This window comes from Pseudomonas sp. GD04091 (assembly GCF_029836165.1).
Taxonomy (GTDB): domain Bacteria; phylum Pseudomonadota; class Gammaproteobacteria; order Pseudomonadales; family Pseudomonadaceae; genus Aquipseudomonas.
The window spans coordinates 52,154-64,648 of record NZ_JAOEBG010000020.1 but is presented as its reverse complement, the minus strand read 5'-3'; the positions used below and the strand labels follow the sequence as shown (position 1 = coordinate 64,648).

The following is a 12,495-nucleotide window of genomic DNA, read 5'->3' as shown; positions in this document are numbered from 1 at the left end:
TTCGGTGCCATTGGGGCCGCTTTGCGGCCCTTCGCGGGTTTACCCGCGAACGAGGGCGAAGCCCTCGCCGGCATTCTGGGCGGTTACCCCTTTGACGTCCACTCAGACAGGAGGTGCGCTGTCGGGCTTGTGTTCCATTGGGATGAGCTGCTGTTTGCCACCCTTGGTATCCATCAGGAACACCTCTACCTGGCGCACCGAGATCTTGATGTTGTGCGCCTTGAACTCGCGGTTGATATAGCGGTTGAGCTCGTCCAGCGTCGGGTTGCGGTCACCCAGGTCGCGCACGTGCATGCGCAGCTCGTGGTCCAGCGAGCTTTCGCCGAAGTTGAGGAAGTACACCAACGGCTCCGGGTCCTTGAGCACGCGTGGGTTCTCGTGCGCGCCCTTGAGCAGCAGGTCGCGGACCAGGTCGAGGTCCGAACCGTAGTCGATGCCCAGTTTCAGCGTCACCCGGGTGACCGTGTCGGTCAGCGACCAGTTGATCAGCTGGCCGGTGATGAAGGTCTTGTTGGGGACGATGATGTCCTTGCGGTCGAAGTCGGTGATGGTGGTGGCGCGGATGCGGATCTTGCTCACCGTGCCGGACAGGTTGCCGATGGTGATGGTGTCGCCGATGCGCACCGGGCGCTCGAACAGGATCATGATGCCGGAGATGAAGTTGGCGAAGATCTCCTGCATGCCGAAGCCAAGGCCCAGCGACAGTGCCGCCACCAGCCATTGCAACTTGTCCCAGCTGACCCCGAGGGTGGCCAGGGTGCTGACGATGCCGACACCGGCGATCACATAGGACAGCAGCGTGGTGATGGCATAGGCGCTGCCCTGGGCAAGGTTCAGGCGCGACAGCACCAGCACTTCGAGCAAGCCAGGCAGGTTGCTGGCCAGGGCCACGGCGATGCCGGCGATGACCATGGCGCCGAGCAGGTCGCCAAGGCTGATCGGCACCATGCTGGCCGCGGCGCCCGTACCGCTGCTGTACTCGTAGAGGGTGACGTTGTTGAGGTAGGAGAACACGGTGATCAGGTCTGCCCACACCCAGTACAGCCCGCCGATGAAGCCGCCGAGCAAGGCCAGGCGGATCAGGCGCAGGGACTGCTGGTTGACCTGTTCGATGTCCAGGGTCGGCTCTTCTACCACCACCTCGCCGTCGAGTCCTTCCTTGGCGGCCTGGCGCTTGCTCAGGGCGCGCTGGTAGGCCAGGCGCCGCGCCGCCACCGACAGGCCGCGGACGAAGGCGGCCTCGATCACCAGCCAGAACAGCAGCAGGTAGAGGGTGTAGATCAGCCGGTCGGTGAGCTTGAGGGCGGTGTAGTAGTAGCCGAAGCACACCGCCACGAACAGGGCGATCGGCAGGGCGGTGAAGGCCACCCCGACGGCCTTGCGGAACAGCGAGGTGTCGCGGTGCGCCGGGCTGCTCAGCAGCAGGCGGCTGAGCAGCCAGGCCATCAGTGCGTAGCAGGTCAGCACCACGCCGATGCCCAGTACGTCGTCGGCCAGTGCCGACGGCTGGTGCTCGGCCACCGCCACCACGCCGACCAGGGCCAGTACCACGGTGCCGAGCCGGCGCACCCAGCCACGCAGGAATTCGACCTGGGGCTTGGGCCAGCGGAAATGGATCTCGGCCACGCCACCGGGGGCGAGGATGCGGTAGGCGGTGTAGAACACCAGCCAGGCCTGGGCGATCTGCCACAGCGCGGCGCCGAGGTTGGCGTTCTGGCCACGGGCGTCGATCTGCAGGGCGTAGCTGCCCAGGGTGAGCGCCAGGGCCACCGGCAGGGCCAGCAGGATGTTGATCAGGATCGCCTGGGGCGTGTGCCACTGGCTGTCGCGCTTGAAGTGGCCGATGTCCTGGTGGACCTTGCCCAGCCGCCGATACAGCGCCTTGCGCCGCCACAGCAGGGCGCCGATCACCAGGATCAAGGGCAGGAACAGCAGCGGCTGCTGCACCAGGCCGTCGCCCAGTTCCTTGATGCCGGCACCCCAGGGCAGGCTGGCCACCTGGTAGGCCAGGCGCTCGGGCACTTCGCGCAGCCATTGCCAGTCCAGCGGCTTGTTGCTGGGGATCCAGAACATCTGTTCTTCCAGCGTGGTGCGCAGGTTCTGGGCGGTGCTCAGCAGCTGTTTCTGGTTCAGTTGCAGGGTGATGCATTCATTGAGCAGCGCCGACAGCTCGCGGTTCAGCCGTTCCAGCAGGTCGCTGCGGGTGATCGCCACTTCCAGCAGGGCCTTGCGCAGTTGCGGGGTGACGTCTTCCTGGGGCTGATTGGCCAGCAGCTTGTCCACATAGCTGGAAGGGCTGCTCATCTGTTCGCGCTGTTGGTTGATCTCGAACTGGTACAGGCGGATGTCGGCGATCTGGTCGGCCAGGTCGCGGTCGAGCTTCAGGTGCGGCAGCGCCTGCTTCTGCTTGTAGAGGATCTTGGACAGCAGCAGGCTGCCCTTGAGCACGTTGATCTGCTCGTCGAGGGCCTGGTCGGCCTGGGTGAGGGTATCGAGCTGCTGCTTGGTGCGCAGGTTCTGCTGGGTCACCTCGTTGAGGCGGTCGGTGCTGCGCAGCAGGTAGTCGGACAGTTGCAGGTTGGCCGTGCTCTCGGTGGCCAGCAGGTTGCTGCCGCCGGCCTTCTGCGCCTCGATCGACTGCTGGGTGACGGTCTGTTGCGACTGGGCCAGGCGCTTTTCGTTGATCAGCGTCTGCAGGTCCTGGATTTCCTGCTCCAGGCGCGCGGCGCGCTCGATCAGCAGGTCGTGGCGGGCATTGCCCAGGTCCTGCAGCACGCTGTTGCCGGCCAGTTCCTGGCGACGCAGCAGGGTAAGGGCGTTGAGCGAGGCTAGTTCGGCGTTGAGCTGGTTGCGCTGGTCGGCGTTGATCGTCTTGCCGCCGTCCTTGCCGCTCTTGAGGCTGTTGTTGATCTGCTGGACGCGGCTCTGGTTGTTGCTGATCTCGGCCTGCGCGCGCTCGGGGCGGGTCTGCGAGTTGATGATCAGGCTGTTGGCCTCGGACAGCGCCTTTTGCAGGTCGCCCTGCTGGGTGCTGCGCTCGCTGAGCATCTGTTCGAGCTGGGGCACCGTCAGGTTGATGTAGCGCTGCGCCACCGGCACGGTGATGGTGGCCTTGAGCTTGATCAGCTCGCGCTGGCTGTCGCGGATCTCCTGGGGGGCGCTGGCCAGCTGCTGCTTGAGGGCTTCGAGCTTCTTCTCGCTGTCGTCGCGGGCGTTGAGCAGCGCCAGGGTCTGCTCCAGCACCTGCTGCACGGCTTTCTGCTCGGCTTCGGGCAGCTTGCGTTCGGTGATCTTGCTCAGGCTGCTCTGGATGCCCGGAGTGGTCGGGACTTCCACCGCGACGGCGGCGAACGAGAGGGTCAGGCACAGCCCCAGCAGGGTTGCGCGGCAGTGGTCACGCAGGGACATAGGCAGAATTCTTAGGGCTACGAGGCAAATCGGAGTTTAGAGGAACAACCCGGGGCCGGGTCGGGTACCTTCGGGGAATCTGACGCCCACTTTCTGGATCTTGTTCCCGTCCATGACCGCGACGGTCCAGATCGTGCTGTGCCATTCGATCTGGTCGCCTACTACTGGCGCGCCTCCGACCTTCTGTCGGATGAACTGCGCCAGGGGCATTTTCGCGTCCAGTCCGTCGAGTTTCAGGCCATAAAGTGCCGCCACCGCGCCCAGTTCGGCGTCGCCCTCGAGCACGAAGTCGCCGAAGAAACGCAGGTCCAGGCCACGCTGCGGCGCCTGGCTGAACAGCTTGCCCAGTGCCGGCAGATTGTGTTCGTGGCCGATCACGCAGAGCATGTCGCCGACTTCGAGCACGGTACTGCCCGAGGGGTGCAGCAACTGCTCGCCACGGAACAGCGCGGCGATACGCGTGCCTTCAGGCATCTTCAGTTCGCGCAGGGCAGCGCCGATGCACCACTTTTCGGCGCCCAGGCGGTAGACGAACAGCTCCCATTCGCTGGTGATGTGCACCTCCAGCGCCGAGCGCGAGATCGGCGCCGGGTCAGGCGGTACCGTGACTTTCAGCAGCTTGGCCATCCACGGCAGGCTGGTGCCTTGCACCAGCAGCGACACCAGCACGATGAAGAACGCCAGGTTGAAGAACAGCTGGGCTTGCGGCAAACCGGCCATCAGCGGGAACACCGCGAGGATGATCGGCACCGCGCCGCGCAGGCCGACCCAGCTGATGAAGCCTTTCTCGCGCCCATGGAACGCCTTGAACGGCAGCAGCGCGGCAACCACCGACAGCGGTCGCGCCACCAGGATCATCCACAGCGCCAGGCCCAGCGCCGGCAAGGCGATCGGCAGCAGGTCGTGGGGCGTGACCAGCAGGCCCAGCACCAGGAACATGCCGATCTGCGCCAGCCAGGCCATGCCGTCGAGCATGTGCAGGATGCCGTGGCGGCTGCGGATCGGCCGGTTGCCGAGCACCAGGCCGCACAGGTAGACGGCGAGGAAGCCGCTGCCGTGCAGGGCGTTGGTCAGCGAGAACACCACCAGGCCGCCCGCCACCACCAGGATCGGGTACAGGCCGCCCGCCAGGTTGATGCGGTTGACCAGTTGCAGCATCAGCCAGCCGCCCCCCAGGCCCAGCAGGCCGCCGATGCCGAACTCGCGCAGCAGGTGGGTCAGCAGGCTCCAGTGCAGGCCGGTCTGGCCACTGGCGATCATGTCGATCAGGGTGACGGTGAGGAACACCGCCATCGGGTCGTTGCTGCCCGATTCGATTTCCAGGGTGGCGGTGACCCGTTCGTTGAGGCCCTTGCCGCCGAGCAGCGAGAACACCGCCGCGGCGTCGGTGGAGCCGACGATGGCGCCGATCAGCAGGCCCTGGATCAGGCTGAGGTCGAACAGCCAGGCGGCGACCATGCCGGTCAGCCCGGTGGTGATCAGCACGCCGACGGTGGCCAGCGACAGGGCCGGCCACAAGGCCACGCGGAAACTCGCCACGCGGGTGCGCAGGCCACCGTCGAGCAGGATGACGGCCAGGGCCAGGTTGCCCACGAGGTAAGCGGTCGGGTAGTTGTTGAAGATGATGCCGCCACCATCGACCCCGGCGATCATGCCGACGGCGAGGATGATGACCAGGATGGGGATGCCCAGGCGCGACGACAGCGAGCTGACCAGGATACTGGCCCCGACCAGCAGTGCGCCGATCAGGAACAGGCTATTGATGGTGCTCGCATCCAAAGGCAGTACTCCAGGGGCAGCAGGGCAGGCGAGGGGAACAAGCAGTTCGCGTGCCAGAATTCTAACCCGAGCACTGCAGCGACTGTCAAAGCGTTCCGGCGACACGGGTGTGTCGCCGGAGTCCGCTCAGGCCAGCTCGGCGGCGCGGCGCAACAGCGCCCTGGTATCGTCCCAGCCGAGGCAGCCATCGGTGATCGATACCCCATAGCGCAGCTGCGTCGAAAGATCCTGCCGGCCTGGGTTCAGGTTGCTCTCCAGCATGATGCCGAACAGGTCGCGGTTGCCCGCGCGGCGCTGTGCCAGCACTTCCTCCAGCACCTGCGGTTGACGGGTGTAGTCCTTGCCACTGTTGGCATGGCTGCAATCCACCAGCAGGCGCGGCGCGATACCGGCTGCGGTGAGTTGAACACGTGCCTGGTCGACGGCTTCGGCATGGTGATTGGGGCCGTTGCGCCCGCCGCGCAGTACCAGGTGACAGTCCGGGTTGCCGGTACTGCGGATCAGTGCCGGCCGGCCGAGCAGGTCGATGCCGAAGTAGCGATGCGGGTGGGCGGCGCTGCAGATGGCGTCGCAGGCGATGCCCAGGCCGCCATCGGTGCCGTTCTTGAAGCCTGCCGGGACGTCCAGGCTGCTGACCAGCTCACGGTGGATCTGCGATTCACAGGTCCTGGCACCGATCGCCACCCAGCTCAGCAGGTCGCTGAAGTACTGCGCGGCCATGGGTTGCAGCATTTCACAGGCCAGTGGCAGGCCGAGCCCGGCCAGTTCGAGCATCAGCGACCTGGATCGCTCGAGGCCGGCCGACATGTCGTCGCTGCCATTGAGGTCGGGGTCGTACATCAGGCCTTTCCAGCCAACCGTGGTCCGTGGCTTCTCCACATAGGCGCGCATGACGATCAGCAGGTCGTCGCGCAGCTCGTCGGCAAGGTCGGCCAGGCGGCCGCCATACTCGAGTGCGGCCTGGCCGTGATGCAGCGAGCATGGCCCGACGATCACCAGCAGGCGTGGGTCGTTGCCGTGGATGATCTCCCTGACCTGATGGCGCTGCTGGCGGATCTGCGCTGCGAGGCGCTCGTCCAGCGGCAGCATTGTCCTGAGCGCATGGGCGCTGGGCAGTGCCTGGGTGCTGGGGTCCATGTCCAGGCCGTAGGCCTGGGCAGCAAGGGGGGTCGAACGCAAGGTGGCGATGGTGTTCATGTCGGACGTCCTGATGTCGTTCTGGAAAACAGAGGTGCACGCTTTCGGGGGTGTTCGAACCGCGCTTCGCCGCTGACGCGCAGGCGCGACCCGGCCGCGCCTGCGCGTGGCTGCGAGGCAAAGTGGCGTGTGGCGTGTGGCGAAGGTGTGGCGACCGCCTGGCTAATCGGGTGGGGCTGCAAACATCACGACCTCCTGGGTTCAGCATCCATTCCAAACCAGGCCATCCCTGGGCTGGCCACGGGCTCCGCGCGTTCGAAGCCCGTGACGGGCGAGGTCAGTCCATCTGGTTGTCCCTGGCCAGCAGCTCGGCGAAGTCATCGACGCTCAAGGTGCCGAGGTCCTCCCCGGTGCGGCTGCGCACGGTGAGCGTGCCGCTGTCTTTCTCGCGGTCGCCGATCACCAGCAGGTAAGGCACCCGCTGCAGCGTGCTTTCGCGGATCTTGTAGCCGATCTTCTCGTTGCGCAGGTCAGCCTCGACCCGTAGCCCCCGCTCGCGCAACTGCTGGCGCACCTGCTCGGCGTAGGCGTTCTGGGCCTCGGTCACGGTAAGCAGCATCGCCTGTACCGGCGCGAGCCAGGTCGGGAAGACACCGGCGTGATGCTCGATGAGGATGCCGATGAAGCGCTCCAGCGAGCCGACGATCGCCCGGTGCAGCATGACCGGGCGTCGGCGCTGCGAGTGCTCGTCGACATACTCGGCGCCCAGGCGATCTGGCATGTGGTAATCGACCTGGATGGTGCCGACCTGCCATTCGCGACCGATCGCATCACGCAGGTGGTATTCGATCTTCGGGCTGTAGAAGGCGCCTTCGCCTGGCAGTTCCTCCCAGCTCACGCCGCAGGCCGACAATGCCGAACGCAGCTGGTTTTCAGCCTTGTCCCACACTTCGTCGCTGCCCAGGCGCTTGCCGGGTTCGGGGCGCAGGGCGATCTTTACCGCCACGTCCTCGAAACCGAAGGCCTTGTAGACCTTCTGGGCCTGTTGGTGGAAGGTACGGATTTCCGCCTCGATCTGCTGCTCGGTACAGAAGATGTGCCCGTCGTCCTGGGTGAAGGCGCGCACGCGCATGATGCCGTGCAGGGCCCCGGAAGGCTCGTTGCGGTGGCAGCCGCCGAACTCGCCGTAGCGGATCGGCAGCTCGCGATGGCTGCGCAGGCCGAACTTGAAGATCTGGATGTGCCCCGGGCAGTTCATCGGCTTGAGCGCGTACTGGCGGTTTTCCGATTCGGTGACGAACATGTTCTCCTTGTAGTTGTCCCAGTGCCCGGACCGGCGCCACAGCGAGCTGTCCACCACCTGTGGCGAGCGCACCTCCTGGTAGCCGCTGTCGCGGTACACCTTGCGCATGTACTGCTCCACCGTCTGCCAGATCGCCCAGCCCTTGGGGTGCCAGAACACCATGCCTGGCGCTTCCTCCTGCTGGTGGAACAGGTCGTATTGCTTGGCCAGCTTGCGGTGGTCGCGCTTCTCGGCTTCTTCCAGCTGCGACAGGTAGGTCTTGAGCTGTTTGTCGTTCAGCCAGGCGGTGCCGTAGATGCGGCTGAGCATGGCGTTGCTGGAGTCGCCGCGCCAATAGGCGCCGGCCACCTTCATCAGCTTGAACGCCCCGAGCTTGCTGGTATCGGGCACGTGGGGGCCGCGGCACAGGTCGGTGAACTCACCCTGGCGGTACACCGAGAGGGTTTCCTGCGCCGGGATGTCCTCGATGATCCGCACCTTGTACGACTCACCCAGGGTCGTGAACAGGTCGATGGCCTGTCCGCGCGACAGCTCCTGGCGTTCGATCGGCAGGGCGCTGGCGACGATCCGGTGCATTTCAGCTTCGATCAGTGGCAGGTCGTCCTGGTTGAACGGGCGTTCGGCCACGAAATCGTAGTAGAAGCCATTGTCGATCACCGGGCCGATGGTCACCTGGGTGCCCGGGTACAGGCGCTGCACAGCCTGCGCGAGCAAGTGCGCGGTGGAGTGGCGGACGATCTCGAGGGCGTCTTCGCTCTTGTTCGTGACGATCTCGACCGTGGTATCGCCAGTCAGCATGCACGAGGCGTCGACCAGACGCCCGTCGACCTTCGCCGCGAGTGTGGCGGCCGCCAGGCCGCTGCCGATGGACTGTGCCAGTTGCTGGACGCTGAGCGGTTCCGGGAATTCCCTGCGACTGCCATCCGGTAGAGCGATTGAGATCATGTTTTTGCTGCCCGTTTAGTTTGACGTTGGCGCCTGGGCGCCGGTGTAGAGAGCCTTGCGTGACCTGGTGCAAGGCTTTGCGGCGGTATCACCCTCGATATGACCAGGAGCCATTCTGCAGGTAGGGTTTCATCTTGTTGCTGGTCTCCAGCCATTCCCGGTAAGGATCGCTGGCCTTGACGATGCCGCTGCCGGCAAAGATGTGCACATGCGCCGCGGTCACCTTCGCGGTCCTGATCGCCAGCGCGAAGTTGGATTGGCCAGCGAGGGTGAGGTAGCCCAGGCCTCCGGTGAAGAACTCGCGGTCGATGTATTCGAAACGGCGGATCCGCTCGCCGCTCAGGTCCAGGGGTTTGCCCCAGATGGTCGCCGGCGGGTAGACGGCGGCCAGGGCGTCGAACACGTTCGCGCCGGTGGCCAGCTCGCCTTCGATGCGGCTCTTGAGGTGTTGTACATACCCCAGGTCGATGACGTTTCTTGATTCGCGCAGGTCCAGCGAACCTGGTCGGCAAACCTGCTGGAGTTGCTCGAGGAACAGCTGGGCCGCGGTTTCGTGCTCTTCCAGCTCCTTCTTGTCCGATAGCAGTTCCTGGCGATAGCGGTCGCGCTTGAGCGCTTCGCTGGAGCCCTTGCGGGTTCCGGCGAGAGGCTCGACGACCACGTTGCTGCCATGGGTACGGATCAGGGTTTCCGGCGAGATGCCGATCCATGCCGGTCCCTGGTCCCAGCAGAACAGGTATTCGTAGTGCGGATTGGGACGTGGCGCGACTTGTTCGAGCAACTGCAGGGGATCCACCGCCTCGCTCATCTTCAGGCGGACCTCACGGCCGATCACCACCTTGTCCGCTTCGCTGGTCGACATTTCCTTGAGCAGGTCGAGCAGGTTGTCGACATAGTCGGTGCATTGCGGGATGAGCTCGCAGCTGCTGACTGCGGGCAGTGCCGGATAGCTGCGTGGCGCCAGGCGTGCCACGGCCTGCTCGATCCGAGGCTGCAGGTCGGCGGCGAAGGTCGCGCCGCTGATACGGCCATGCTCCACCCACAGGAACAGGCTCGGCAGGGTCATGATCAGTGGCTCGTCCAGGCGTTCCGGGTGAGTGGCGCAGCGCCAGCCGCCCAGCAAGGGTACATCGCCGGGCAGGCCTGCCAGTGCGGGCGAGGTGTCGCGCAGGGTCTTCCAGAAGTGCGCGACACCCTTGAACAGCTGTTCGTGAAAGCACCGTTCGCGGTCCAGGTGCAGGATGTCGCGGTACAGCACACGGTCGTGGTCGAGCCAGTCGATACGCAGTGCCTGCGGCTCGCGGGTCACGCACAGGCGATACTGGCTGCCGAGCCCGACCAGCGAGCGGTCACGCCCATCGGTGTGCTCACTGAAGACGCAACTGAACTGCTCGGCGAGTGCCGGAAAGGCACTGCTCAGTTCGGCGAGCAGCGCGCTGCCGGTGTCCTGCACGCCGAGCGCAGGGGCGGGAAGGGAAAAGTCAAAGGGGCTGATCATGCGCAAGTTGGCTCCTTGAATACCTGGGCCAGGTGACTGCAGAGCTGCAGGCCTCTTTCGAAATCCGACGGGGCGGGCAACGGTGGCCGGGCCGCGGCGTCGACCATGCCGTGCCAGCGATGGACCAGGCCGTGCGGGCGTCTGTCCGGTTGCGTCACGCTTCGCAGGTTGTGCGGGTTGTCGCGGGGGTCGAACAGCCAGAGGCTGCCGTCGTGTAGTGGTGGGACATCGCACAGCAGCAGCGCCAGGGTGTGGGCCCTGGCCGGGTTGGCGTCGGCAAGCCGTTGCGCCAGCCGGGCCGGGCTCAGCCCGTGTGCCTCCAGTGCCAGCGGGCGAACCGTCACCTCCGGCCAGGCCGGGCGGAGCTGGTTGTCGAGCAGGTTCAGCGAGGCTGCGTGGCCCGTTTGATTGGCCGTGTCGACGGCCAGGTAGGCATCGCTGATCCCGACCAGGTCAGAAGCCTGCGCCGGGGTGACGTGCAGGATCGTCAGCACCGGGCCGCCGATCATCCACTGCAGATAGCGCCGCAGACGCTGGCAGGTGGTGTCGAGGGTGTGGCGATCGACGCTCGCGTCGGTCGGCACCTCGATCCACTGGATGAAGCCTTCACCGCTCAGGGCCTGGTCCAGGTGCTGGCTCAGCGGGCCAGCGCCGGCCCGGCCTGGTGGCACGTGGTCGTTGCTGCGCGTGGGGTTGGAATGGGGCGAAATAGTGATGTCCATGGCAGTCCGTCTCGCAATATCCATGATGGGGTGCTCAGCCGAAGGTGGCGCCGCCATCCATGACCAGGTCCTGCAGGGTGATGTGGTTGGCATCGTCCGACAGTAGGAAGGTGATGCCCGCGGCGATGTCCTGGGGTTCGGCGATCTTGCCCAGCGGAATGCCGATGCGATGCAGGCCGAGGTCGCCCTGGACCATGCGCTGGTCGAGGCTGTCGTCGTCACCGGCCAGCTGGTGCAGCATGGGGGTGCGGGTGGAACCGGGGGATACCACGTTGCAGCGCACGCCATGCTGGCCCAGTTCCAGGCCCATGCAGCGAGTGAGCATGGCCACGGCGGCCTTCGAGGCGCAGTAACCGCTCAGGTTGACCCGCGGCGTGCTCGCGGCGTTGGAGGCAACGTTGACGATCGCCCCCCGGCGCCTTTGCAACATGCACCGGGCAACGGCCTGGGAAACATGGAAGGTGCCGTGCACGTTGATCTCGAACAGCCGCAGCCACGCTTGTGGGGAGATCTGTGTGAAGGGCGCTGCCTCGAGGATGCCCGCCGCATTGACCAGGCCGTCGAGTGGATAATGCTCGTCGATGCGCTCGACCAGGCTGGCGATCTGTTGCCGGTCGGTGATGTCGGCGGCGTGGAGCTTGACGTTGTCCGTAGGCAGGCGCTGGGCGATGGCCTCCAGGCCAGCCTCGTCGCGGTCGAGCGCGATCACCGTGGCACCCTCGGCGAGCAGGCGCTCGACCACGGCGGCACCGATGCCGCGCGCGGCGCCTGTCACCAGTACCGATTTGCCAGCGAAACGCCTCATGCGGGTTCTCCAGCGACCTGCGCCTGCCGGCGTTGATCGATCAGTTGCGACCAGGCGCGGATGCTGCGGCGCTCGAGCAGTTCGAGGAAGGTCACCGGCAGGCCCGCCTCCTGCCACTGTTCGAACAGCATCAGCAGGCGTACCGAGTCCAGTCCAAGCTGCACCGGGTCGTCCACTTCGGCGACGTGTTCCTTGGGCAGAGCCAGGCAACGGGCGACGTCACCGAGCAGGTCATGGGCCGGTCGAGTCGGGGCGAGGGTATCGAGCAGTTGGCGGGTCGACAGCACGACGCTCGAGCAGTGCGCCATGTGTTCCAGCGCCAGCTGGTGGCGCTCCAGGGAAAAGTCGCCCAGAGCATCGGCCAGCACGAACGGTTGGATGTCGGCCATGAAGGCGTCGGTGGCGGTGACCAGGCAGCCGATATGGGCGTAGACACCGCAGATGATCAGCTGGTCGCGACCCGCCGCGCGCAGGCGTTCGAGCAGGTCGGAGCGGGCGAAGGCGCTGTAGCGATGCTTGACCAGCATGACATCGCGCCGAGGGTCGGGAGTCAGCCCGGCGACGATGCCAGGGCTGTGCCCGTCTTCGGCCAGTCCTGGCCCCCAGAGGTCGCACAGCAGGCCGCGCGACTCGACGCTCTGATCGCCGGGCTGCGCGGTGTAGTAGACCGGCATGCCAAGCGCATGGCAGACCGCCCGCACCGACTGGATGCGTTGCACCAGGGTGTCGACGAAGGCCTGCGAGGCATAGGGCTTGAGGAAGTGGTTCTGCATGTCGTGGATCAGCAGGGCCGCTCGCTCAGGTGCCGGCGTCCATGGCAGTGCCGGACGGCTCAGCATGACCTGGCTGGGGATCGGGTAGTGCTGGATCTGTGGAATAGCCATCGGAATATCCTTGA

The 12,495-nt window shown here is 65.8% G+C and carries 8 protein-coding genes; all 8 read right to left on the bottom strand.

Annotated elements, in window-relative coordinates:
- Positions 1-102: 102 nt before the first annotated feature.
- The 8 genes from mscK to N7422_RS20665 all read right to left on the bottom strand — a co-directional run bounded on the left by mscK (position 103) and on the right by N7422_RS20665 (position 12,481).
- On the bottom strand, positions 103-3,408 hold the full coding sequence (gene mscK / locus N7422_RS20700) for a mechanosensitive channel MscK (RefSeq protein ID WP_279808298.1): 3,306 nt from the start codon (positions 3,406-3,408) through the stop codon (positions 103-105).
- Between the two features lie 36 nt (positions 3,409-3,444).
- Positions 3,445-5,187, bottom strand: a complete 1,743-nt coding sequence (locus N7422_RS20695; protein ID WP_279808297.1) for a potassium/proton antiporter — start codon at positions 5,185-5,187, stop codon at positions 3,445-3,447.
- A 126-nt stretch (positions 5,188-5,313) separates the two neighbouring features.
- The gene (locus N7422_RS20690) at positions 5,314-6,324 is read right to left on the bottom strand and encodes a 3-deoxy-7-phosphoheptulonate synthase (RefSeq protein WP_279808347.1); all 1,011 of its coding nucleotides are present in this window, start codon (positions 6,322-6,324) and stop codon (positions 5,314-5,316) included.
- Positions 6,325-6,661: 337 nt separating this feature from the next.
- Entirely contained in the window at positions 6,662-8,572 is a 1,911-nt protein-coding gene (thrS, locus tag N7422_RS20685) for a threonine--tRNA ligase (protein ID WP_279808296.1), read from the bottom strand.
- 88 nt (positions 8,573-8,660) lie between these two features.
- Complete coding sequence (locus tag N7422_RS20680; RefSeq protein ID WP_279808295.1) at positions 8,661-10,070, bottom strand: chorismate-binding protein; 1,410 nt, start codon at positions 10,068-10,070, stop codon at positions 8,661-8,663.
- Positions 10,067-10,792, bottom strand: a complete 726-nt coding sequence (locus N7422_RS20675; RefSeq protein ID WP_279808294.1) for a hypothetical protein — start codon at positions 10,790-10,792, stop codon at positions 10,067-10,069. Before N7422_RS20675 ends, N7422_RS20680 begins: the two co-directional genes overlap by 4 nt.
- A gap of 34 nt (positions 10,793-10,826) precedes the next feature.
- Complete coding sequence (locus tag N7422_RS20670; protein WP_279808293.1) at positions 10,827-11,597, bottom strand: 2,3-dihydro-2,3-dihydroxybenzoate dehydrogenase; 771 nt, start codon at positions 11,595-11,597, stop codon at positions 10,827-10,829.
- Positions 11,594-12,481, bottom strand: coding sequence for an isochorismatase family protein (locus N7422_RS20665; RefSeq protein ID WP_279808292.1), 888 nt, complete (start codon positions 12,479-12,481; stop codon positions 11,594-11,596). Before N7422_RS20665 ends, N7422_RS20670 begins: the two co-directional genes overlap by 4 nt.
- Positions 12,482-12,495: the final 14 nt, after the last annotated feature.